The organism is Saccharopolyspora mangrovi (assembly GCF_035320975.1).
Taxonomy (GTDB): domain Bacteria; phylum Actinomycetota; class Actinomycetes; order Mycobacteriales; family Pseudonocardiaceae; genus Saccharopolyspora; species Saccharopolyspora mangrovi.
The window spans coordinates 247,520-268,861 of sequence record NZ_JAWLNX010000007.1; the positions used below are offsets into that span (position 1 = coordinate 247,520).

Here is a 21,342-nt window from a genome sequence, read left to right on the forward strand (position 1 = left end):
GGAAATCTCATGGCTAGTGGAGGTTCGGGGCACAGCGCTGGTGCCTTCGACATTCGCACGGTGATCGCGCTGCTGTTCGCCATCTACGGCGTCGTTCTGGTCGTGCTCGGGTTCATCCAGCCGGACGCCGAGCTCGAGAAGTCCGCAGGACTCAACATCAACCTGTGGTCCGGCGTCGCCATGGTGCTGTTCGCGGCCGTGTTCATCGCGTGGGCGCGCCTGCGCCCAATCACGGTTCCCGACGACGTCGAAGGCGACACCGCGGGAGAATGAGGTGATCTGAGATCGTCCGGGACGGCGTCCGCGCTCCAGGAGTGCGGACGCCGTCTTGCATTTCGGCACCGATTCCGCGGTTTCGGCCCTTGTTCCAAGATCCGCTGGCTACCGTGACGCCCGGAGCGCAGCTGCCAAGTGGACCAGCGGGGAATGTCGCGTGTCCAGCACATGAGTCGGGCGGTACAGGACGGTTCTTTCCCGACCCGTGATTTCGTAGGCTGCACGTTGACAACGAACGTCGTAATGGTGGGAGGCCGGCCATGACCCAAACCGCCCGTGGGAACGTCGAGGAGATCGCCAACGCGCGGTTCGAGACGTTCGAGTCGATCGACCCGCGCACCGGTGAGGTGGTGGGCGAGCATCCGATCCACGATGCGGAGACGGTCGAAAACCGGGTCGCGGCGGCGCGCGAGGCGCAGGCCGCGTGGGACGAGCTCGGCTTCTCCGGCCGCAAGCAGCATCTCGATCGCTGGCGGAAACTGCTGGTCAATCGTCTCGACGAGCTGGCAGGCGTGGTATGCGCCGAGACCGGCAAACCGCTCGAGGACGCCAAGCTCGAACTCGTGCTGGTCATCGACCACCTGGCCTGGGCCACCTCGAACTCCGAGAAGGTCCTCAAGCGCCGCAAGGTCTCCCCCGGTGTGCTGATGTCCAACCAGACCGCCACCGTCGAATACCTCCCCTACGGCGTCGTGGGAGTCATCGGACCGTGGAACTACCCGGCCTTCACCCCGATGGGCTCCATCGCCTACGCGCTGGCCGCGGGCAACGCCGTGGTGTTCAAGCCCAGTGAGCTCACCCCGGGCGTGGGGGAGTGGCTGGTCAAGAGCTTCGCCGAGGCAGTGCCGGAACACCCGGTGTTCCACCTGGTGACCGGGTTCGGGCCGACCGGCGCCGCGCTGTGCCAGGCCGGTGTGAACAAGGTGGCCTTCACCGGGTCCACCGCCACCGGCAAGCGCGTGATGGCCTCCTGCGCGGAGAACCTCGTCCCCGTGCTGGTCGAGTGCGGCGGCAAGGACGCCCTGATCGTCGACTCCGACGCCGACCTGGCGGCCGCCGCCGACGCCGCGGTCTGGGGAGCGATGTCCAACGCCGGTCAGACCTGCATCGGCGTCGAACGCGTCTACGTCCACGACGCCGTGGCCGACCGGTTCCTGAAGATGGTCAGCGACCGCGCCGCCAAGCTGCGCCCGGGCGGCGAGCCCGGTGCGGACTTCGGTCCCATCACGATGGCCTCGCAGGTCGACATCATTCGCGACCACATCGGCGACGCGATCGACCGCGGTGGCCGCGCTGTGATCGGCGGCCGGGACTCGGTGCGCCCGCCGTTCGTCGAGCCCGTGGTGATCGCCGACGTCCCCGAGGACTCGTCGGCCATCACCGAGGAGACCTTCGGCCCGACGCTGGTGGTGCAGCGGGTCCGCGACATGGACGAGGCCGTCTCGCTCGCCAACGCCACCAAGTACGGTCTCGGCGCCACCGTTTTCTCCCGCGCCCGCGGCGCGGAGCTGGCCCGCCGGCTGCGCAGCGGCATGGTCGCGGTCAACTCGGTGATCGCCTTCGCCGGTGTGCCCGCGCTGCCCTTCGGCGGTGTCGGCGACTCCGGCTTCGGCCGGATCCACGGCGCCGACGGACTGCGCGAGTTCGCGCGCCCGCAGTCGGTCACCCGCACCAAGTTCAAGATCCCGCTGAACCCGATGAGCTTCGCCCGCCCCAAGGGCACCGTGGGCACGGTCGTCAAGCTCATCAAGGTGATGCGCGGCCGCTGAGCGATCCGCCACCTCCACGGTCGGTGTTTTGGCTTGCGCCCGTGGTGGCAGGAAGGTTCCCTTGCTCGCATCCCCCGGGTTCGTCCAGGGGATGCGCGCGGGCGCACGTCCCGGGCAGAGTTGACCGCGCACGGTTGATCGCGCCGAGTCCGGGAGGTCTCGGCAGCGGGAGCGCAGGCTAGGAGGCCAGCGGGTGAAGAAAATCATCAACGAGCCGGCGGACGTGGTCGCCGAGGCGTTGCGAGGTGTGGCCGCGGCCCATCCCGACCTGCTTCGGGTGCAGACCGATCCGGCGGTGATCGTCCGCGCCGACGCCCCGGTGGCGGGAGAGGTCGCGGTCATCTCCGGCGGTGGCTCCGGCCACGAGCCGCTGCACGGAGGCTTCGTCGGATCGGGCATGCTCGCCGCGGCCGTGCCCGGCGCGGTGTTCACCTCGCCGACGCCGGACGCGGTTCAGGCGGCCATCACCGCAGCTCACGGAGGTGCCGGTGTTCTGCTCGTGGTCAAGAACTACACCGGTGACGTGCTCAACTTCGAGACCGCCGCCGAGCTCGCCGCCATCGAGGACGTCGAGGTGCGCAGCGTGATCGTCGACGACGACGTCGCGGTCAAGGACTCCACCCACACAGCGGGCCGTCGCGGCGTGGGCGGAACGGTGATGGTGGAGAAGATCGTCGGTGCCGCCGCCCAGCGCGGCGACGACCTCGACAAGTGCGAGGAACTCGCCCGCAAGGTCGTCTCCCAGGTGCGATCGATGGGCATGGCCCTGACAGCGCCCACCGTCCCGCACGCCGGACAGCCCAGCTTCGAGCTCGCCGCGAACGAGATGGAGATCGGCATCGGCATCCACGGCGAACCCGGTCGCGCCCGCGTGCCGCTGGGGACCGCGGAGGAGATCGTGGCGCAGCTGCTCGAACCGATCCTGGAGGACCTGCCCTTCGCCGAGGGCGACGACGTCCTGCTGTTCACCAACTCGATGGGCGGCACGCCGCAGCTGGAGCTGTACCTCGCGCACGGCATCGCCGAACGGCTGCTGGCCGAGCGCGGCATCAACGTTCGCCGACGCCTCGTCGGCCCGTACGTGACGAGCCTGGAGATGCAGGGCATGAGCCTGACGCTGCTGAAACTGGACGATGAGCTCACCGAGCTCTGGGACGCGCCCGTGCGCACCGCGGCGCTGCACTGGTGAGGAGGAGTCCAGGAATGGGTTGCACAGCACAGGACATCATCGCCGCGCTGCGAGCGGGCGCCGGCGTGGTCGCCGAGCACCGCGACGAGCTGATCCAGTTGGATCGCGAGATCGGCGACGCCGACCACGGCGAGAACATGGACCGCGGATTCCGCGCCGTCATCGCGAAGCTGGACACCGCGGGCCCTGAAAGCCCGGCCGCCGCGCTGAAGCTCGCCGCCACCGTCCTCATCTCCACCGTGGGTGGAGCGTCCGGTCCCCTCTACGGCACGGCCTTCCTGCGGGCAGCGTCGGCCGTCGGCGACGAACCCGAACTCGATGCGAACGCCGTCGCGAAAGCACTGCAGGCCGGCATGGAAGGGGTCGTCGCGCGCGGTCGCGCCGAGGTCGGTGACAAGACGATGATCGACGCGCTCTCGCCCGCGGTCGAGGCGGCCCGCAGCGCCGCCGAATCCGGGGCCGACGGCCCCAAGGTGCTGGCCGCCGCTGCCGAGGCAGCGCACCAGGGGGCGCAGGCCACCGAACCGCTCGTCGCCCGCAAGGGCCGCGCCTCCTACCTGGGTGAGCGCAGCGCCGGACACGTCGATCCCGGTGCTCGTTCCACCGCGTTGTTGTTGACCGCGTTCGCCGAAGCAGCAGGAGCCCGAGCATGAGCGTCGGACTGGTCGTCGTTTCCCACAGCACTGGGCTCGCCGAGGGCGTCGTCGAGCTCGCCGCCCAGATGGCACCCGAGGTACGCATCGTGCCGGCGGGAGGGCTGCCCGACGGTGGGATCGGCACCGACTTCGAGAAGGTCTCGGCCGCGCTGTCCGACGCCAACACCGGTGCCGGGGCGGTCGTGCTCTACGACCTCGGCAGCGCGCAGATGGTCGCCGATCTCGCGGTGGAAACCCTCGGCGACCCCGACAGCGCGCTGGTCGTGGACGCCCCGCTGGTCGAGGGAACCGTTGCCGCGGCCGTGTCGGCCCAGGGCGGCAACGACATGAAGACCGTGGCTCAGGCGGCCGAAAGCGCCCGCGGCAGCGCGGACTCCGCGGCCGCCGAGCCCGCCGGCGCCGAACCGGAGACGACGGACCAGGTCACCAGGGAGCTGGAGCTGACGAACGAGGTCGGGTTGCACGCGCGCCCGGCCGCGCTGCTGGCCCGCAGCCTCACCGGCCTGCAGGCCACGGTCAAGGTCGCCCTCGGTGACAAGCAGGCCGACGCGTTGAGCGTCCTCGGCCTGATGGGCCTCGGCGCCCGCAAGGGCGACAAGATCACCCTGCTGGCCGACGGCCCCGACGCCGTCCAGGCCGTGGAACGCATCATCGATCTCGCCCACCGCGACTTCGACGAGTAGCCGCCGACCAGTGCGAGGGAACCTTCCTGTCACCGCTGTGGCAGGAAGGTTCCCCTCCTGCCGTCCGGCGGTGTCGATCACTGCGTTTCAAGGTCATCGAGGGCTAGGCTGAGTCGATGTCGCCGCGTCGCCACCAAGGCATGCTGCTGCTGTTGCTGTGCTGGGCGTTGCTAGCCGGGTGCACAGCGCAGACGTCCGCTCCGAACGGCGAATCCAGACCGGTCGACACCAGCGCGCGTGCGATGCTCGGCGACCTCCGCACGCTCGACCCGTGCACGCTGACCGATCCTGCCGCGCTGCAGCGCTACGGCGCGGTGGCGGATGCGGGGACGGTGTCGCTGGACTACTGCCTGCTGCACCTCAAACCCGATGACCGCACCCTCGTCCAGCTGGCCGTCGGTGAACTGGCAGGCCCGGAAGACGCCGAACCGGGAGACCCGGTGGTGCAGCACGGGGCGTTGCGGATCGCCCAGAGCGCGCCTGCCCCGGGTCACTGCACGCGCCGCGTCCAATTCGGCGACGGTACGTCGCTCCAGGTCAGCGCCGACCTCCTCAACGGCGAGCCCACCGTCGGGCTGTGCGGCATCGCCGATGCCGGGGCGAGGACGGCCGCCGACGCCGTGCAGCAGGGCCGTGCCGGGCACCGCGACCACCCGCCCAACTCGCTGGCCCTGCTCGACCCGTGCACCGTGCTGGACACCTCGGCGGTGAACCAGGTGCCGGGCCTGGAAGAGGCGCGGCCACGTGCCGGCACCGCCGGCCACCAGTGCTCCTGGGGCGAGCGGTCCGCGGAGTTTCCGCGCGTGCAGTTGCAGCACACCGCGGGCGAGCCGCCCAGGATCCTGCACGGAGCCGCGGTGGAAGAACAGGTGGACGGGCGGCGCACCGTGCTCAGCGTCGTGGGTGGTGATCCGCAGGTTCCCCTGTGCTCCGCGGAGACCGCGCACATCCCGTTCGGCGCGGTCCCGGGACAGGTCGAGGTCGCCCAGCTCGTCGTCGCGATGCCCGGCCTGACCGGCACGGATGCCTGCGACTACGCGCGCGGCCTGGCCCGGTTGGCGTGGCCGAGCCTGCCGCCTGCGAATCCGTGAGCGCCGCACCGGTTACCGTTGTCAACGTGCCTCGACGCAATCGACAGCAGCGCCAGAAGGGCTTCCGCGCGGACACCAGCCACCGCGGAGCCGGCACGGCCTACGGAGCTTCCCGCGTCGAGCAGGGGCCGGACGGCGACTGGATGGTGCGCACCGTTCCCGCCGCCCAGGCCACCAAGATCTACCGCTGCCCGGGCTGCGACCACGAGATCCAGACGGGCATCGCTCACGTCGTGGCCTGGCCGGAAGCGGAGCTCGGCGGGGTCGACGAGCGCAGGCACTGGCACACGGGCTGCTGGAAGGCCCGGGCCCGTCGAGGGCCCACCCGCCGCTGGTCGTAGTCCGCACCACAGCCGCGCAGGTCACCACGAGCGAGCCACCCGTTCGTGGCAGGATCGGGTTCGATGAGCACCGAGATCCGCGCCAACACGATGCTTCCCGCCCGCCGGGAGCAGATCACCCTGCACACCGCTGACGGGCTGGAACTGATCGGAGAGCTCGCCGTGCCCGAGTCCGGGCGGCCGCGGGCCACGCTGATCTGCCTGCACCCGCTGCCCACCCACGGCGGCATGATGGACTCGCACATCTACCGCAAGGCCGCGTTCCGGCTTCCCGCGCTGGCCGACATCGCGGTGCTGCGGTTCAACACCCGGGGCACCGCCAGCGAGGCGGGCCGCAGCCAGGGCAGTTTCGACAGCGGCGACTCCGAGCGCTTCGACGTCGCCGCCGCTCTGGAGTACGCCGAGTTCAACGACCTGCCGAACGTGTGGCTGGTCGGTTGGTCCTTCGGCACCGATCTGACGCTGGTGCACGGCCTGGACCCGCTGGTGGAGGGCGCGGTGCTGATCTCCCCGCCGCTGCGCTGGAGCACCGAGGACCACCTCCGCGCGTGGGGCGAGTCGGGCAAGCCCGTGCACGCCCTGATCCCGGAGTTCGACGACTACATGCGCCCGGACGAGGCCCGCGAGCGCTTCGCCCTCATCCCGCAGGCGAAGGTGACCGGTTTCGCCGACACCAAGCACCTGTGGGTCGGCAAGGCCGAGGCCGCGCTGGACGCGATCGTGCAAGCCGTCGCCCCCGACGTCGCGACGCCGCTGCCCCGCACGTGGGACGGCCCGTCGGAAACCCGCCAGGTCACCATCGTCAGCTCCTGACCCGGGCCGCCGGTGACAGGAAGGTTCCCATGCTCACGTCAGGGGACCGGGCAAACGGAACAGCACCTCGGGGACGCCCTCGTGGATCCGCTCCAGGACGCGCTGGAAGCCGAGCTTCTCGGCGACCCGGAGCGCGGGGGTGTTGCTCGTGGCGGTGGCGATGACGACCGGGAGTTCCGGGCGGTTGCGTTGCGCCCACCGCACCGCGGCGTGGCCCATCTCCGGTGCGTAGCCGTGGCCCCAGGCGACCGGTAGGAAGCGGAAGTACAGGTTGAGGACCTTCTCGCCCTCGTCGACGGAGTGCCGAAGGCCGCCGAAGCCCAGGACTTCGCCGCCGGCGGCGGGCAGCACCGCCCAGTAACCGACGCCGTGGGTGTCCCAGTCGCGCTGGAACAGCTCCAGCAGCCGCAGCGACTCGGCACGGGTGCGCGGGGCGACACCGGGGTAGGCGTGGGTCTCGGGGCTGGTGTGGACCTCGACGAACGCCTCGGTGTCGGAGGGAAGCGGGCGCCGCAGCAGCAGCCGGCGGGTTCGGATCTCCGAAGGGTCGGGCATCTGACGCACGCTAGCGGGCCTCGGCCCGCCCCGGCAGCCGATTTTCCGGGTTGCCGCAGGCGTGAAAGTGACAGGAAGGTTCCCATGCGCGCGGCCCGGTCGCGTGCCCGAGCGGGGCCATGTCCGGCAGGATGGTCGCCGTGCACTACATCGAATCCGGAGCTGGAACGCCGCTGGTGCTGCTGCACGCCTTCCCGGTCGATGCGCGCATGTGGAATCCGCTGCGCGGCCGGCTAGAGGAACAGGCCCGGGTGATCACGCCCGATCAGCGCGGGTTGGGGGAGAGTTCCCTGGACGGCTCCACCGCGCGAGGCATGCTCGAAGCGCCGGTGGGGAAGCTGCCCGTGGACCGGCCCAGCGTCGATGTCGCGGCTGCCGACATCCTGGAGCTGCTGGACCAGCTGGAGCTGCCGCGCGTGGTGCTGGGCGGCTGCTCGATGGGCGGTTACGTGGCCACGGCGGTGTTGCGGGCGGCTCCGCAACGCGTCGCCGGGTTGCTCCTGGTGGACACCAAGGCCCCGGCCGACACCGACGAGCAGCGCGCCAACCGGCTCAGCGTCGCCACCCGCGCCGAGGAGGAGGGCATCTCCGGTTGGCTGGCAGACAGCATGCTGCCGAACCTGCTGAGCGCGAGCACCCGTGAGCGCCGCCCGGAGGTCGTCGAGGAGCTCCGGGCGCTGATCGAGGCGCAACCGGCCGACGGGGTGGCGTGGGCCCAGCGGGCGATGGCCGCCAGGCCCGACAGCTTCGTCGCGCTGCGCGCTTTCGGTGGTCCCGCGATGGTCGTCGTCGGCGCCGAGGACAGCATCACCCCGCCGTCGGCCGCTCGGGAGATGGTCGACGCGTTGCCGCGCGGCGAGCTCGTCGAGCTGGCGGGTTCGGGACACCTGCCGTCGATGGAGTCACCGGAGGCCTTGGCCGACGCGGTCCTGCCCTGGCTGGCCGGGATCGAGGTCTAGTCGTCCTCCGCTGAGTCCTCGTCGGTCGTGCCCGTGGTGGCGTCCGGCTTGCGCTCGTCGCGCCGGAACCGCTCCGCGGTTTCGCTGGGCAACAGGAAGTACCGGCCCGAGTCGCGCTGACCGCGCGCGCGGGTGCTGGTGGGGTCGCTACCGGGGGCCTTGTCCGCCATTGACTGGTCCTCTCCTGGGGCGCCGGCTCACGGCCGACCTCGCCCTTAGAGACACCGCTGCTACGAAATGATGACGCGCGGCCGGGTGGCCAGGGCGAACGCGATCAGCTCTGCTGCTTGGCGTCCACCCTGGCAGCGTCCTGGGAACGCTGCTCGGACTGCTGCTGCTCGCCGGGGACCGGGAGCTGGATGCGCCGGGTCGGCTCGTCCGCGCCGTAGTTCTTGCGCTGGATCTTGTCCGTGGGCTCGTCCACGCTGGACTGCGAGTTGGACTTCGCCGAACCGCCGTGGCCGGGTGTGCGCTTGGGCAGACCCGATTCGGTGACGGCCTGCTCGGTGGCGCGCGACGACTCGTGGATCTCGCCGGTCTCGCGCCCGTCGCGGGCGATGGCCTCCTCGGCGTCCTTGCGGGCCTGCTCGCGCGCTTCGATGGCGGCCTTGCGCAGCTTCTCCTCTTCGGCGTCCTCGAGGTCGAGGCGCTCCAGCAGCGGCGTGGTCTGGCCGAGCAGTTCGGCCGCGTCCCGCAGCTTCTTGGCGACGGTGTCGCGCAGCTGGGTGAGCGAGTGGACGTGCTCGTCGGCCTGGGCGAGCCTGCGCTGCACCTCTTCGGTGGTGGCGCCGAGCCTGCGCTGCGCGTCCGCTCGGGTGGCGCTGACCAGGCGCTTGGCCTCGCGGGTGGCGACGTCGATGCGCCGGGTGGCTTCCTCGGTGCACTCGCGGATCATCCGCTCGGACCGGTCGGTTGCCTCGCTGACCAGGCGTTCCGCTTCCTGCTTGGCTTCCTGGAGCCGTCGCTGCGCGGCTTCCTTGCTGGAGGCCTCGCGGGCGTTGGCGGCTTCGGTGGATTCGCGCTCGAGCTTCTCGGCGGCCTCGGTGGAGTCCTTCTCGAGCTTCTCGGCCTTCGCGGTGGCGTCGCTGACCAGGGTGTTGGCCTGGTCGGTGGCTTCGTTGACGCGGCGGTGGGCCTCGTTGGTGCCTTCGCGCAGCCGGCGGTTGGCCTCCTCGGTGGCCTCGCGGACGCGACGCTCGGCTTCGGACTTGCTGGTGGCCTCCTGCTCGGCGAGGGCGCGCATGGCCTCGGTGCGGCGGGCCGACATCGCGATCTCGAAGTCCTCTTCCACCTGGGTGCGGTGGGCTTCGGACTCCTCGTCGGCGCGCTTGCGGCTCTCCTCGGCCTCGCGGGTGATGCGCTCGGCTTCGGACTTGGCGCCTTCCATCAGCGAGCGGTGCTCGGTTTCCATCTCGCTGCGCCGGCTGTCGACCTCGCTGATCAGCCGCTCGTAGCGGGTGCGCAGGTTGACGGCTTCGGCTTCGGAGCGGGCGCGGATCTGGGCCGCGTCGCTCTCCGCGCGCGAGCGGATGTCGGCGGCCTCGTCCTGGGCCAGGCGGAGCATGCGCTGCAGGCGCTCGCTGAGGCCTTCGAGGGTTGTCGGCGGCTTGGCGAGCCGATCGACCTGACCGCGCAGGCTCTCGATCTCGGAGCGGGCCGACTCGAGCTGCTTGGACAGGTCGGCCGCCTGCGAGACGGCGGCATCCCGATCCGAGGTGAGGATGCGGATGTCGGCGTCCAGGCGCTCGAGGTGCTCGTCGACCTGGGCGCGGTCATAGCCGTTCTTGCGAGCGAGATCGAATCCCGATCCCAGTGGCAGCAAATCGCGGTCGTCGGCAAGGCCCATGGCAACCAAGCTACCTGGAAGCGGACGTTGTTGTGGGAGGTGTGGCTGGGTCTGGAGAGGATTTTCCTCACCTCGGGTGCCGGTCTTCGGCGGCGCCGTGAAACCCAGTCTTGACCGGCTGGCCAACCAAGAGTGAAATGGACTCATCAAGTCGGACATAACGGAGGTGATCGACGTGGCCGATAGGTCGAGCGCTTCGGCTTCGAAGCCGTGGATTCGCTGGCAGGACTGGGCCGGTGTGGTCCTGGGCGCCTACTTGATCCTCGCCACGATGTGGACGTCGACCAACGGCGCCGCGATGTCGGCGATGATCGTGCTGGGCGCGCTGCTGCTGATCGCGAGCGTGTGGTCGCTGGCCATGCCGGGATCGATGACCAGCGAGTACAGCCACATGCTGTTGGGCGTCCTGCTCTTCATCTCCCCGTGGGTCCTCGGATACGCGGAGATGATGGCGGCCTCGTGGACCTCGTGGATCGTCGGCGTGCTGGCCGTGATCGCCGGTGCGGCGGCGCTGCCCGAAGCCAACGCGACGCACCGCGGTGTGGCAGGGCAGCACTGACTCCAGCAACGAAACCGCTTGAGGGCCCGCGCGCCGTGCGCCCGGGTGAGATGAGGAGGTCACGACACTCCCGCGATGTTTCCGATTTGCGCGGGCTCGAAGCGGTGACGACCAGGTGGTGCTCGGTTGCGACAATCGCGCGGTCCGGCGGTAACGTCCGGGCCGCGCTTTTAGCGCCCAACGCGCCAGGAGGAGGTCGGGCACATGTCGAACGAGCAGGGCGAGGGTGCCCGTCGACGCCCGTCCGATTCGGGTCCGGACGACGATCACGGGGGCAGCACCAGGGAGCGCATCCTCACCGCCGCCGGTGAGCTGTTCGCCGAGCACGGCTTCACCGCCACCCCGACCTCCCGCATCGCCGAACGCGCCGAGGTGCCCAAGGGCCTCATCCACTACTACTTCCGCCGCAAGCAGGACCTGTTGGCCGCGCTGGTGGAACGCCTCCCCGACGAGGAGCTCGAATCCGACCGGCTCGTCGTGCGCGGCGACGTCGCGGGCAGCCTGCGGCGACTGGTGGGGGAGCTCGACGCGCGACTGGAATCGTCGATGCTGCTCAGCCACCTGCTGTGGCGGGAGGCCGACACCCACGACGCGGTGCGGCAGGCCATGCAGCAGCGGTTCGGGGTGGTCGTCGAGCAGATCCGCCGCGTCATCGAGCTGGCCATGCCGCCCGGCCTGGCCGGCTGCGACGTCGAGACCGCCGCGATGCTGCTGGCGCGGGTGATCAACCACCGCCACTCGGTGGCCCGCCACCGCACCGAGGACGACGAGCTCGACCGCGAGATCGGCTTCATCGCCAACGCCCTCGAACTGGGGGCGGGCTCACCGGTGGTGAACCCGGCCTGACCACCACCCGGCCTTGTGACCCGACGTCCGCCGCGCTAGAAACTCCCGCAGACGATCACCGCGGAGGTTGGGGTGGGCATTGGGCGCGTTCGGTTATCCCGTCGGCAAGGGCTCATCGCGACCGGTTTCGGCATCGCCGGAGCGGGTGTCATGACCTCGGTCGTCGACGCGTCCCCAGACCCGGTGACCTACCCGGTGGCCGGGCTCGGCGACGAGGTCGAGCTGATCGAGGACCGCTACGGGGTCCCGCACCTCTACGCCGACAGCGAGGACGACGTCTTCCTCGCGCAGGGCTTCAACGCCGCGAGGGAGCGCCTCTTCCAGATCGACCTGTGGCGGCGTCGCGGGCTCGGACTGCTCGCCGAGGTCCTCGGACCCGACCACGTCGAGCAGGACCGCGCCACCCGGTTGTTCCTCTACCGCGGTGACATGGACGCCGAGTGGGCGCGCTACTCCGACGACGCCCAGCGCGTGGCGACCCAGTTCACCAACGGCATCAACGCCTACCTCGACTGGCTCGACGCCCACCCCCAGCAGTTGCCCGAGGAGTTCGGCATCCTCGGCTACCGGCCGGCCCGCTGGGATCCCGCCGACGTGGTGCGCATCCGCAGCCACGGGCTGACCCGCAACCTGGAGAGCGAGGTCGAACGAGCCCGCGTCACCTGCGCCGCCGGCGTGGAGGCCGACCAGGTCCGCCAAGGTCTGCAGCCCGATCACCGCGTCGTTGTCCCCGACGGGTTCGACCCGTGCGCGCTCCCCGCCGACGTGCTGGACGTGTTCGACCTGGCCACCCAGGACGTCGAGTTCAAGGAGAAGTCCATCCGCCGCGTCCCGCGCGACGCCACCACCGAGGGCAGCAACAACTGGGTGGTGAGCGGGAGCCGCACGGCGACGGGACGTCCCGTGCTGGCCAACGACCCGCACCGCAGCTACTCGGCCCCGTCGCTGCGCTACATCGCGCACCTGTCGGCGCCCGGCCTGGACGTGATCGGTGCGGGCGAACCCGCGCTGCCGGGGATCTCCATCGGGCACAACGGGACCGTGGCCTTCGGCCTGACGATCTTCCCGATGGATCAGGAAGACCTCTACGTCTACGAACTGGATCCGGCCGACCCCACCCGCTACCGGTACGGCTCCGGCTGGGAGTCGATGACGGTCCTGCGCGAGACCGTCGCGGTGCGCGACGAACCGGCCCGCGAGGTGGAACTGACCTTCACCCGACACGGCCCGGTCATTCGCGTCGACCGGCAGCGCAACCTCGCCTACGCGGTGCGCACGGCGTGGCTGCAACCCGGGATGTCGCCCTACTTCGGCAGCATCGCCTACATGCGGGCGCAGAGCTTCCCCGAGTTCACCAGGGCCATGCGCAACTGGGGCGCCCCGACCGAGAACCAGGTCTACGCCGACGTGGAGGGCAACATCGGCTGGGTTCCGGGCGGTCTGGCGCCCAAGCGCGTCGGCTACGACGGGTTGCTCCCCGTGCCTGGGGACGGCCGGTACGAGTGGCACGGTTTCCACTCCGGCGACGACCTGCCGAGGCTGTTCAACCCCGACGAGGGTTTCATCGCCACGGCGAACCAGTTCAACCTGCCGCCCGAGCACCAGAACATGGGGCTCGGGTACGAGTGGACCAACCCGTTCCGCCACCAGCGGATCGTGGAAGTCCTGTCCCGGCAGACCAAGCACACGATCCGGGACTCGGAGCTGCTGCAGAACGACCAGTTGTCCATCCCGGCCAGGCGGATCCAGCCGCTGCTGTCCCGGTTGGACAGCGGCGAAGCCGAACTCCGCCGCGCGCTGCGGCTGCTGCGCGACTGGGACGCCGTGCTGGGCGCGGATTCCAACGCCGCCGCCCTGTTCGAGGTGTGGCTGTCCAAGCACCTCGGCCCCGGCTTCGCGCGGGTCGCCGTGCCGAAGGCCGCCGAGCACATCGACAGCGTCGACACCCTGGTCATGCTCGCCGAACTGGAGAAACCCGGACGGTGGCTGCCCGATGCCGCCGCTCGCGACCGGCTGCTGCTGGACACCCTGCGCACCGCCTGCGCGGAGGTGCGGCAACTGCTCGGCCGGGCAGAGGCGACCTGGCAGTGGGGTCGGTTGCACCACAGCCTCTTCGAGCACCCCGCCTCGGGCGCGCTCGACGAGACCCAGCGGGCGCGCTTCGACGTCGGACCGATGCCGCGCGGCGGTTCCTCGGCGACGGTCAACCAGTCCGCCTACCGCATCAGCGACTTCCGGCAGACCAACGGCCCGTCGTTCCGGATGGTGCTCGACGTCGGCAACTGGGACTACTCGGTCGCGGTGAACACCCCGGGCCAGTCCGGCAACCCGGCCGACCCGCACTACCGCGATCTCGCCGAGAGCTGGCGGGACGGGACCTACTTCCCCCTGGCCTACACCCGCGAAGCCGTCGAAGAGATCGCAGAGCGCAGAATCCTCCTCGTGCCGGCCTGACCGGCGCGGCAGCGGTTTCCGGTTCGCGCGGAGGGTTCCCGAACGAGCGGCGGGTCCACATCGGACTCGCCGCTCGTCGGTGTCAGTGGGCGTGGGGGGCGGGTTCGACGAGTTCGACGAGGACTCCGCCAGCGTCCTTGGGGTGGACGAAGTTGATGCGGCTGTCGGCGGTGCCGCGGCGGGGCTGCTCGTAGAGCAGGCGCAGGCCCTTGGCGCGGAGCGCGGCCATCGCGGCCTCGACGTCGGTGACCCGGTAGGCGAGCTGCTGCAGCCCGGGGCCGTTCTTGTCGAGGAACTTGGCGATGGTGGAGTCCTCGCGCAGCGGTGCGAGCAGCTGGATCTGGGTGGCTCCCGTGGTGTCGCCCGGGGCGCGCAGCATCGCCTCGCGGACTCCCTGCTCCTCGTTTTTCTCGGAGTGCGCGACCTCCAGGCCGAAGGTGTCGCGTTGGAACGCGATGGCCTCGTCGAGGTCGGGGACCGCGATCCCCACGTGATCGATTGCCGTGACCAGGTCGTTCAGTTCCGCTCGCATGGTCGCAGCGTAGCCGTCTCGGAAACCGTGGGAAAAGCGGCGAAATCCGAAGATCGAATTGCTCCGATGGGCGGAGTCGGGTGATCTGATCTAGAGGCGAGCATGTGGCTGATTCACGCGGAAGGGGCAGAAATGGTCAAGACGCAACGAACGCGCAGGCTCGCCGTCTTATTCGTCGCACTCGGGATCACCGCCGGCACGACCGCTCCCATCGCGGTCGCCGCAGGTGGTGACGGGACCATCAGCGGCGGTGGCGGGCCCAACCCGAACGCCGAGCGGATGAGCCGGGATCGCGGCTGGGTGGCTCCCCTCGCGCCGCTGCGCTTCGGCGCGGAGCCCTACGCGGCGGTGGAGTCCGCGGCCAAAACCGCCGCAGGGGAAGCGGGCTGCAGCATCAGCGCCACCGCGGCCACCTACCTGACGTTGTCCACCACCTGGCCGGAAGTGTCGCAGAGCGGTGAATCACCGTCGCCCATGACGCTGTCGCGCTACGACGACCAGACTTCGCTGGCCGACCCCGAGCAGCGCGCCGAAGGACTGTTCTTCAACCCCGGCGTCGGCGTCTGGCAGCTCGACTCGGCGGGCCTCGGCGCGAAGGAAACGGCCGCCACCGCCATCGACAGCTCCTCCGCGGCCGCGACGATGGTTCCCCACATGGTCGAGAAGTACTGCTCGGCGATCAACGGAGGCTCCAGCGAAGCCCAAGCACGCGCGTCCGCGTGGAGCGACTGGCACGCCTGCGATTCGGGCGCCTGCGAGGACGTCTACCAGCGGCTCAGCTCCGATGGCGTCACCAAGGACGACAGCGTCGGCCGCTACGGCGGTGCCGAGATGCGCAAGTGCACCTTCGAAGGCGCCGAGTACGACTGCCTCTACGCCGACCCGAGCGCGGCGCAGGGCGAGGACGTCTGGACCTCCCCCGACTACGGCCCGGCGCCGGTGCCCGCGCCCTTCTACGCCTTCACCTACGAGGAAGGCGGCACCGACTACGAGGTCCGGTACTGGCTCAAGGGCGACTCCGGTGCCTTGACCGACGTGTCCGCCTCCCGGGGACTGGGCGTGGACGCGCGCAGCGAGCTCTCCTGGGCGAAGGAGTCGTCGCTGTGTGACACCACCACCGGGACCGGCAACTGCTGACAGCGTGCGGCCGGGGCCGGTGTGAGCATGGGAACCTTCCTGTCACTCCGGCCCCGGTGAAACCGCAGTAAGGGAACCTCCCGCTCACCGGCCCCGATTCGGCTATGGCAGTCGTCACAGCTGGGGCCTGCGAGATTCGCGGGTATGGTCCCGATGGCGTTCGCGGGCGATGATGGATGCGACGCCGAGGACTTGGTGTGTCGACGATGACCGGGAGGCAGTCGTGGGTGGTTCTGTGATCGTTGCGGGCGCGCGGACCCCGATGGGGCGGCTGCTCGGTTCGCTCAAGGACTTCTCCGGGGCGCAGCTCGGCGGAGTCGCCATCAAGGCCGCTCTGGAGCGCGCCGGTGTCGCGCCCGAGCAGGTGCAGTACACGATCATGGGACAGGTGCTGACCGCCGGAGCCGGTCAGATCCCGGCCCGCCAGGCCGCTGTGGCCGCCGGGATCCCGATGGACGTCCCGGCGCTGACCATCAACAAGGTCTGCCTGTCCGGTCTCGACGCGATCGCGCTGGCCGACCAGCTGGTGCGGGCCGGTGAGTTCGACATCGTGGTGGCCGGCGGCCAGGAGTCGATGACGCAGGCGCCGCACCTGCTCACCGGTTCTCGCGAGGGCTTCAAGTACGGCGACGTCAACATGCTCGACCACATGGCCCACGACGGGCTGTTCTGCGCGTTCGACCAGGTCGCGATGGGGACCTCGACCGAGAAGTACAACTCCCGCTACGGCATCACCCGCGAAGAGCAGGACGCCTTCGCCGCTCGCTCGCACCAGCGCGCCGCGGCCGCGATCGCCTCCGGCGTGTTCGCCGAGGAGATCGCCCCGGTGCAGATCCCGCAGCGCAAGGGCGATCCGGTGGTCTTCGGCACCGACGAGGGCGTGCGCGGCAGCACCACCACCGAGACCCTGGCCAAGCTGCGTCCGGCCTTCGCCGCAGACGGCACCATCACCGCCGGGTCGGCCTCGCAGATCTCCGACGGCGCCGCCGCCGTGGTGGTGATGAGCAAGGCCAAGGCCGAGGAACTGGGCCTGGACTACCTGGCTGAGATCGGCGCGCACGGCGTGGTCGCCGGACCGGACGCCAGCCTGCACGAGCAGCCTTCCAACGCGATCGCCAAGGCCTGCCAGAAGGCCGGTGTCGACGCCACCGGGTTGGACCTGGTCGAGATCAACGAGGCCTTCGCCGCGGTCGGCATCGTCTCCACCCGCCAGCTGGGCATCGACGAGGACAAGGTCAACGTCAACGGCGGCGCCATCGCGCTGGGCCACCCGATCGGCATGTCCGGTGCGCGTCTGGCGCTGCACCTGGCCCTCGAGCTCAAGCGGCGCGGCGGCGGCACCGGTGCGGCCGCGCTCTGCGGCGGCGGTGGTCAGGGCGACGCGCTGCTGCTGACCGTCCCCTCGGCCTGATCGGGGCATCCCCCGGAAATCCCTGAGAGGTACCCGGGGATTTGCCCACCTACATGATCAACTGTCTGGTTCGTGGCTACCCTGGGACGCATGAAATGGCTTCCAGGGGGATGGCGACGAGCTGACTGGAGCGAGCCGACGCGCACGATCCCGCGCGGCACCGCTCGATACACCTCGGGGCGCCCGGCGGCGGAGCCTCATCGTCCGCCGGCCGGTGCACCCGCACCCACGCTGCTGGGTGCTGACGCGCACGACGTCGACGTCAGCGCCGCGGGATTCCGCTCGCTGCTGATCGGCGGCGGGATCAGCGGGCTCGGCACGGTGCTGACCGCGGCGACGCTGGTCAACAACGGCAACACCGTCGGCATGTGGGTCTGGCAGCTGGTCTTCGGTGTGGCGTTCCTGTGGTTCGTGATGGGGTCGCGCGGCATGCTGCGCGGTCGCGGGTTCCTGATCGACCGCAGCGGCTTCTACGCGCGCACGATGGGCGAGGTCGTCGGCGTCGACTGGCGCGAGATCCAGGCGGTCGGCATCGGCACGCTGCCCTGGATCGAGAACAAGCGGCCGGTGAACCCGGAACGCCGCCGCGCGCTGGAGATCTACCCGGCGGACGCGGGCTTCGCCGAACGGCACCCGGAGCTGGAGCGCTGGTGGGTGCAGGAGCCGCCGACCGTGCAAGGCCTGCCGCCGGACCGCTACCGGTTCCACCTACCGCCGTTCAGCAGGTTGCCGAAGGACCTGGAAGACGCGATCAAGGACATCGCGCCGCAGAAGTGGGTGGGCCAGTACCGGCGTCACCTGCCGCCCCCGCCGCAGGGCTGATCGACTTCCAGACCGAGGCTGTCGAGCGGGTCGGAGGAGCTCAGCTGCGGGTCGTCCACGGAGAAGGTCCGCGCCACGCCCCGACCCGTCGCGGCCGTCTCGAAGCGAACGGTGACCCGGCCGTGCCCGGCGCCCTGCACCCATCCGTGCCCGTGCTCGGCGTGGCGGACGTCGTCTCCCGCCCGCCACTGCCGCGCGGTCGGTTGCTGGGCGCTGGCCGGTTCGGGCGCTTCGGGTTCGGCCTCGGGGATGTCCTCCGGATCAGCGGGGTGGTCGAACAACGGCTCCTGCTCGGAGGTCGCCAGCCCCGAGTAGGACACGCCGACCAGGCGCACCGGTGTTCCCGGTGGCACGGCGATCGGCAGGAGGCGACGCGCGGCGGCCGCGAGGGTGGGCAGTTCGCTGGTGGCCGACGAGAACGTCTCGGCTCGGCTGATCGTGGTGAAGTCCGAGTCGCGGACCTTGAGCGTCACGGTGCGGGCTGCGCGACCCGAGGACACGAGCCTGCGGTGGGCGTTCTCGGCTTGGCCCATCACCTCGGCCAGCAGCGTCTCGCGATCGGAGATGTCGTGGTCGAAGGTTGTCTCGGCGCTGACCTGCTTGGCCTCGGCGCGTTCGGCGACGGGGTGGTCGTCGACGCCTTGGGCGAGCCGGTGCAGTTCGGCGCCGATCGCCTGCCCGAGCAGCGAGGTGACGTCCTGCGGGTGCATGGCGGCCAGCTCGCCGATCGTGGTGACCCCGATGCGGTGCAGCTTCGATTCGGTGACGGGCCCGATGCCCCACATCTTGCGCACCGGGAGCGCCCACAGCAGCTCCAGCTGCTCCTCCGGCGGGACCACCAGCATGCCGTCCGGTTTCGCCAGCCCGGAGGCGATCTTCGCCAGCTGCTTGCCGGGGCCCGCGCCGATCGAGGCCACCACCCCGACCTCCCGCCGCACGCGCTCGCGCAGCGAGGCGGAGAAGTCCTCGACGCGCTGCACGGAGGCGCCGGCCAGTTCGGTGGGTTCCAGGAACGCCTCGTCCACCGACACCTGCTGCACCACGTCGGAGACCTCCCGCACGATCGCCAGCACGTGCCGGCTCACCGCCTGGTAGACGCGGAATCGCGGGGGCAGCACCACCGCCACCGGGCAGCGCCGCCGCGCCTCGCCCATCGGCATCGCCGATCTCGCGCCGTACTCGCGGGCCTCGTAGCTGGCCCCGGCGACCGTGCCGCGCGGGCCGAGCCCGCCGACCAGCACCGGGCGGTCGCGCACCGTGGGGCGGGTGAGCTGCTCCACGGACGCGAAGAACGCGTCCATGTCCATGTGCAGCACCCACCTCATGGGGTTCATTGAACTCGACCAGGCCGACAAGGTCCCGGAAGGCGCGACTGTGAGCGCGGTCTCCACCCCGGCGAGCGGGTGGGTTCAAGGTCGCGTTGCGGTCACCGAGCCCAGTGGGGACCTGCGCATGGGAACCATCCTGTCACTCCCCGGGCGGGGTTCAGCGCAGGCGAGCCCAGGCGTAGGTGGTCATGGCGTCGCGGAGGTAGGCGGCCATCCCCTTGGGCTTGCGGCGTTCGATGCGGTGCCGGAACTTCGGCTGGTTGACGTACATCTCCGCCAGTCGGAGGTAGGAGGCGCGGTCGGGCGTCCAGAAGTGCCCGAGCCACTGGTAGTGCTCGTGGACGACCTGCTGGGTGCGGGGGTCGTTGCTGGGGACGCCGGTGGCGAACAACTCGGCGACCGCGGAGCTGATGCGCTGCCAGTCCTGGCCGATCTTGTGCGCGATGGCCTGCTTCTGAGCTGGGCTGAGGTTCCCGGTTCCGGCGGGGGTGAGGCTTCCGATCAGCGCGGTGCCGTCCTCGACGGCCTCGGTCTGTTCGAGAGCTGCGCTCCCGGACAAGTTGTTCGGCTGCACGGCATCCCCCTGCTTCGATCACGCGCGAGCACTGCGCCTTCCAACACGATCAACGGGCAGTGACGATGCGCGACTCTTTCGAGCGAAATGCGTCAACTGCCCGTGGCACAGTAGCGGAGAGCCGCAGCTGCGGTGCGTGATCTACCTGATCCGCGACCAGTCTGTGATTGCGGCGCGTGGACACCTGGGGGAAGAGGTCAGTCCTGCTGCTCCTCGTCCGGCTCTTCCTCCGCGACGGGTTCGCGCGGTGCGAGGAACACCACGCCCTGATCCAGGTCCAGCGGACCACCCGGATCGTGCCCGCGGGACACACCGTCCTGGTCGCCCTCGTGCTTGAGCTTGCGACCGGGGAACATCTCACCGATTGCTGCCATGCCCCAACCGTAACCGCGACCTGCGATGACGCCCAGAGATGAGAGGAAGGTTCCCATCCTCGCGACGCACGAGGCGGGAGTGAGACGAAGGTGCCCGTCTCGCCGCGGCGAGACGGGCACCTCGCGGTCACCGCTCAGCGGTGGTCAGCACTGGGACTTGTAGAAGTACTGCGCCTGCTGATCCATGTTGTCGCGGGTGATGGAGATCATCTCCGTCTTGGTCTCCCGCTCCACCGGCTGCCCCTTGATCGAGGCGACGGCCCGCTTGACGCCCTCCTGGCCGATCTTGCCGGGGTTCTGCGCGATGAGCGCTTGCACCCGGCCGTTGCGCAGGTCGTCGACCTGCTTGGGGCTGGCGTCGAAGCCCACCAACTGCACCTGGCCGGACTTGCCCGCGTTCGACAGCGCCGTGCCCGCGCCCTCACCCGTGTTGAGGTTCGTGCCGAACACTCCCACCAGGTCGGGGTTGGCAGCCAGCGTCGAGGACACGATCTGCGCGGCCGTCGCCGGCTCGTTCTCCGTGTACTGGGTCGGCAGCAGCTTCAGGTTCGGGTGCTTGCGGATCTCGTCCTCGAAGCCCTTGGCCCGCTCGTCGGTGGTGGAGGTGCCCGCCTTGGTGTTCAGCGCCAGCACCGAACCCGGCTTGCCGCCCAGCAGCTGCGCCAGGGTCTGCGCCGCCAGCTGACCGCCGGCGTAGTTGTCCGATGACAGCGAGGTGACCGCGATGGAGCGGTCCTCGAGGGCGGTATCGACCTCCACGACCTGGATGCCGTTGCCCTTCGCCTGCTGCAGCGGCGCGGCCAGCGCCTTGTCGTCGGTCGGGGCGATGATCACCGAACCCGGTTTGCCGCTGACGATGCCGCCCAGGATCTGCGACTGCTCGGCCTGCTCGAACTTCTCCGGGGCCTGCACGTTGAGCTGGTACCCCTGCGCCGCGGCTTCCTGCTGCGCGGCGCACTCGATGGAGACGTAGAACGGTTCACCGCGCTGACCGGTGATCAGGGCCAGGTTCTTGTTGTTCGGATCGGTCTGCCCGCCGGTGCCACCGATCTGCCCGGAACCGCATCCGGCCAGCAGCAGCGCAGCGGCGCCGAGCGCCAACAGCCCCTTGAGCGATCTCATCGAAA

General features: G+C 70.3%; 23 protein-coding genes. 15 read left to right on the top strand and 8 right to left on the bottom strand.

Translation table 11 applies throughout. The annotated features are described in order from the left end of the window. The first annotated feature begins 9 nt into the window (after window positions 1–9). The 8 genes from R4I43_RS12910 to R4I43_RS12945 all read left to right on the top strand — a co-directional run bounded on the left by R4I43_RS12910 (window position 10) and on the right by R4I43_RS12945 (window position 6,818). Window positions 10–273, top strand: coding sequence for a hypothetical protein (locus R4I43_RS12910; protein ID WP_324265830.1), 264 nt, complete (start codon window positions 10–12; stop codon window positions 271–273). A 263-nt stretch (window positions 274–536) separates the two neighbouring features. Then, window positions 537–2,045, top strand: a complete 1,509-nt coding sequence (locus R4I43_RS12915; protein ID WP_324265831.1) for an aldehyde dehydrogenase family protein — start codon at window positions 537–539, stop codon at window positions 2,043–2,045. A gap of 193 nt (window positions 2,046–2,238) precedes the next feature. Next, on the top strand, window positions 2,239–3,234 hold the full coding sequence (gene dhaK, locus R4I43_RS12920; protein ID WP_324265832.1) for a dihydroxyacetone kinase subunit DhaK: 996 nt from the start codon (window positions 2,239–2,241) through the stop codon (window positions 3,232–3,234). 14 nt (window positions 3,235–3,248) lie between these two features. Continuing rightward, window positions 3,249–3,887 carry a dihydroxyacetone kinase subunit DhaL gene (dhaL, locus tag R4I43_RS12925; RefSeq protein ID WP_324265833.1) on the top strand — a complete coding sequence of 213 codons (639 nt, stop codon included), beginning with the start codon at window positions 3,249–3,251 and terminating at the stop codon, window positions 3,885–3,887. Continuing rightward, window positions 3,884–4,573 carry a dihydroxyacetone kinase phosphoryl donor subunit DhaM gene (dhaM, locus tag R4I43_RS12930; protein WP_324265834.1) on the top strand — a complete coding sequence of 230 codons (690 nt, stop codon included), beginning with the start codon at window positions 3,884–3,886 and terminating at the stop codon, window positions 4,571–4,573. Before dhaL ends, dhaM begins: the two co-directional genes overlap by 4 nt. A 116-nt stretch (window positions 4,574–4,689) precedes the next feature. Then, window positions 4,690–5,664 carry a DUF3558 domain-containing protein gene (locus R4I43_RS12935; RefSeq protein ID WP_324265835.1) on the top strand — a complete coding sequence of 325 codons (975 nt, stop codon included), beginning with the start codon at window positions 4,690–4,692 and terminating at the stop codon, window positions 5,662–5,664. Window positions 5,665–5,690: 26 nt separating this feature from the next. Beyond that, complete coding sequence (locus R4I43_RS12940; RefSeq protein ID WP_324265836.1) at window positions 5,691–6,005, top strand: hypothetical protein; 315 nt, start codon at window positions 5,691–5,693, stop codon at window positions 6,003–6,005. A 63-nt stretch (window positions 6,006–6,068) separates the two neighbouring features. Continuing rightward, complete coding sequence (locus R4I43_RS12945) at window positions 6,069–6,818, top strand: alpha/beta hydrolase (RefSeq protein ID WP_324265837.1); 750 nt, start codon at window positions 6,069–6,071, stop codon at window positions 6,816–6,818. Window positions 6,819–6,851: 33 nt separating this feature from the next. On the opposite strand, the gene R4I43_RS12950 is transcribed toward R4I43_RS12945, so the two are convergent. Then, window positions 6,852–7,373 carry a GNAT family N-acetyltransferase gene (locus tag R4I43_RS12950; protein WP_324265838.1) on the bottom strand — a complete coding sequence of 174 codons (522 nt, stop codon included), beginning with the start codon at window positions 7,371–7,373 and terminating at the stop codon, window positions 6,852–6,854. Between the two features lie 119 nt (window positions 7,374–7,492). Here R4I43_RS12950 and R4I43_RS12955 point away from each other — a divergent pair, with 119 nt between their 5' ends. After that, window positions 7,493–8,332 carry an alpha/beta fold hydrolase gene (locus R4I43_RS12955; RefSeq protein ID WP_324265839.1) on the top strand — a complete coding sequence of 280 codons (840 nt, stop codon included), beginning with the start codon at window positions 7,493–7,495 and terminating at the stop codon, window positions 8,330–8,332. Here the strand turns inward: R4I43_RS12955 and R4I43_RS12960 are convergent. Both R4I43_RS12960 and R4I43_RS12965 read right to left on the bottom strand, forming a co-directional pair. Next, on the bottom strand, window positions 8,329–8,502 hold the full coding sequence (locus R4I43_RS12960) for a hypothetical protein (protein ID WP_324265840.1): 174 nt from the start codon (window positions 8,500–8,502) through the stop codon (window positions 8,329–8,331). The genes R4I43_RS12955 and R4I43_RS12960 overlap by 4 nt on opposite strands. A gap of 104 nt (window positions 8,503–8,606) precedes the next feature. Then, a complete protein-coding gene (locus tag R4I43_RS12965) occupies window positions 8,607–10,178 on the bottom strand; it encodes a coiled-coil domain-containing protein (RefSeq protein ID WP_324265841.1) in 1,572 nt (523 codons plus the stop codon). A 175-nt stretch (window positions 10,179–10,353) separates the two neighbouring features. Here R4I43_RS12965 and R4I43_RS12970 point away from each other — a divergent pair, with 175 nt between their 5' ends. The 3 genes from R4I43_RS12970 to R4I43_RS12980 all read left to right on the top strand — a co-directional run bounded on the left by R4I43_RS12970 (window position 10,354) and on the right by R4I43_RS12980 (window position 14,037). Further along, on the top strand, window positions 10,354–10,737 hold the full coding sequence (locus tag R4I43_RS12970) for an SPW repeat protein (RefSeq protein ID WP_456115124.1): 384 nt from the start codon (window positions 10,354–10,356) through the stop codon (window positions 10,735–10,737). Between the two features lie 204 nt (window positions 10,738–10,941). Then, on the top strand, window positions 10,942–11,583 hold the full coding sequence (locus R4I43_RS12975; RefSeq protein ID WP_324265843.1) for a TetR/AcrR family transcriptional regulator: 642 nt from the start codon (window positions 10,942–10,944) through the stop codon (window positions 11,581–11,583). Between the two features lie 150 nt (window positions 11,584–11,733). Next, window positions 11,734–14,037 carry a penicillin acylase family protein gene (locus R4I43_RS12980; protein WP_324265844.1) on the top strand — a complete coding sequence of 768 codons (2,304 nt, stop codon included), beginning with the start codon at window positions 11,734–11,736 and terminating at the stop codon, window positions 14,035–14,037. A gap of 82 nt (window positions 14,038–14,119) precedes the next feature. Here the strand turns inward: R4I43_RS12980 and mce are convergent, their stop codons facing one another. After that, window positions 14,120–14,569 (bottom strand): methylmalonyl-CoA epimerase, encoded by a 450-nt coding sequence (gene mce, locus R4I43_RS12985; RefSeq protein WP_324265845.1) that lies wholly within the window; start codon window positions 14,567–14,569, stop codon window positions 14,120–14,122. Window positions 14,570–14,701: 132 nt separating this feature from the next. Here mce and R4I43_RS12990 point away from each other — a divergent pair, with 132 nt between their 5' ends. The 3 genes from R4I43_RS12990 (at window position 14,702) to R4I43_RS13000 (ending at window position 17,939) form a co-directional block, all read left to right on the top strand. Continuing rightward, the gene (locus tag R4I43_RS12990; RefSeq protein ID WP_324265846.1) at window positions 14,702–15,706 is read left to right on the top strand and encodes a hypothetical protein; all 1,005 of its coding nucleotides are present in this window, start codon (window positions 14,702–14,704) and stop codon (window positions 15,704–15,706) included. A gap of 223 nt (window positions 15,707–15,929) precedes the next feature. Continuing rightward, window positions 15,930–17,117: an acetyl-CoA C-acetyltransferase gene (locus R4I43_RS12995; RefSeq protein ID WP_324265847.1), complete on the top strand. Its 1,188-nt coding sequence runs from the start codon at window positions 15,930–15,932 to the stop codon at window positions 17,115–17,117. Window positions 17,118–17,207: 90 nt separating this feature from the next. Then, complete coding sequence (locus R4I43_RS13000; RefSeq protein WP_324265848.1) at window positions 17,208–17,939, top strand: hypothetical protein; 732 nt, start codon at window positions 17,208–17,210, stop codon at window positions 17,937–17,939. Here the strand turns inward: R4I43_RS13000 and R4I43_RS13005 are convergent. The 4 genes from R4I43_RS13005 to R4I43_RS13020 all read right to left on the bottom strand — a co-directional run bounded on the left by R4I43_RS13005 (window position 17,912) and on the right by R4I43_RS13020 (window position 21,337). Then, entirely contained in the window at window positions 17,912–19,264 is a 1,353-nt protein-coding gene (locus tag R4I43_RS13005) for a DNA polymerase IV (protein WP_324265849.1), read from the bottom strand. The two genes, R4I43_RS13000 and R4I43_RS13005, sit on opposite strands and share 28 nt — an antisense overlap. A 160-nt stretch (window positions 19,265–19,424) precedes the next feature. Next, entirely contained in the window at window positions 19,425–19,841 is a 417-nt protein-coding gene (locus R4I43_RS13010) for a TipAS antibiotic-recognition domain-containing protein (RefSeq protein WP_324265850.1), read from the bottom strand. Between the two features lie 197 nt (window positions 19,842–20,038). Then, window positions 20,039–20,215, bottom strand: a complete 177-nt coding sequence (locus R4I43_RS13015) for a hypothetical protein (protein ID WP_324265851.1) — start codon at window positions 20,213–20,215, stop codon at window positions 20,039–20,041. A gap of 144 nt (window positions 20,216–20,359) precedes the next feature. Further along, complete coding sequence (locus tag R4I43_RS13020) at window positions 20,360–21,337, bottom strand: ABC transporter substrate-binding protein (protein ID WP_324265852.1); 978 nt, start codon at window positions 21,335–21,337, stop codon at window positions 20,360–20,362. Between the last annotated feature and the right edge of the window lie 5 nt (window positions 21,338–21,342).

Bases quoted from the DNA above. Each gene is read 5' to 3' on its own strand.
- R4I43_RS12910 (WP_324265830.1), top strand. From the start codon at position 10: ATGGCTAGTGGAGGTTCGGGGCACAGCGCTGGTGCCTTCGACATTCGC.
- R4I43_RS12915 (WP_324265831.1), top strand. From the start codon at position 537: ATGACCCAAACCGCCCGTGGGAACGTCGAGGAGATCGCCAACGCGCGG.
- dhaL (WP_324265833.1), top strand. From the start codon at position 3,249: ATGGGTTGCACAGCACAGGACATCATCGCCGCGCTGCGAGCGGGCGCC.
- dhaM (WP_324265834.1), top strand. From the start codon at position 3,884: ATGAGCGTCGGACTGGTCGTCGTTTCCCACAGCACTGGGCTCGCCGAG.
- R4I43_RS12935 (WP_324265835.1), top strand. From the start codon at position 4,690: ATGTCGCCGCGTCGCCACCAAGGCATGCTGCTGCTGTTGCTGTGCTGG.
- R4I43_RS12945 (WP_324265837.1), top strand. From the start codon at position 6,069: ATGAGCACCGAGATCCGCGCCAACACGATGCTTCCCGCCCGCCGGGAG.
- R4I43_RS12950 (WP_324265838.1), bottom strand. From the start codon at position 7,373: ATGCCCGACCCTTCGGAGATCCGAACCCGCCGGCTGCTGCTGCGGCGC.
- R4I43_RS12955 (WP_324265839.1), top strand. From the start codon at position 7,493: ATGTCCGGCAGGATGGTCGCCGTGCACTACATCGAATCCGGAGCTGGA.
- R4I43_RS12960 (WP_324265840.1), bottom strand. From the start codon at position 8,502: ATGGCGGACAAGGCCCCCGGTAGCGACCCCACCAGCACCCGCGCGCGC.
- R4I43_RS12965 (WP_324265841.1), bottom strand. From the start codon at position 10,178: ATGGGCCTTGCCGACGACCGCGATTTGCTGCCACTGGGATCGGGATTC.
- R4I43_RS12975 (WP_324265843.1), top strand. From the start codon at position 10,942: ATGTCGAACGAGCAGGGCGAGGGTGCCCGTCGACGCCCGTCCGATTCG.
- R4I43_RS12980 (WP_324265844.1), top strand. From the start codon at position 11,734: ATGACCTCGGTCGTCGACGCGTCCCCAGACCCGGTGACCTACCCGGTG.
- mce (WP_324265845.1), bottom strand. From the start codon at position 14,569: ATGCGAGCGGAACTGAACGACCTGGTCACGGCAATCGATCACGTGGGG.
- R4I43_RS12990 (WP_324265846.1), top strand. From the start codon at position 14,702: ATGGTCAAGACGCAACGAACGCGCAGGCTCGCCGTCTTATTCGTCGCA.
- R4I43_RS13000 (WP_324265848.1), top strand. From the start codon at position 17,208: ATGAAATGGCTTCCAGGGGGATGGCGACGAGCTGACTGGAGCGAGCCG.
- R4I43_RS13005 (WP_324265849.1), bottom strand. From the start codon at position 19,264: ATGAGGTGGGTGCTGCACATGGACATGGACGCGTTCTTCGCGTCCGTG.
- R4I43_RS13015 (WP_324265851.1), bottom strand. From the start codon at position 20,215: ATGGCAGCAATCGGTGAGATGTTCCCCGGTCGCAAGCTCAAGCACGAG.
- R4I43_RS13020 (WP_324265852.1), bottom strand. From the start codon at position 21,337: ATGAGATCGCTCAAGGGGCTGTTGGCGCTCGGCGCCGCTGCGCTGCTG.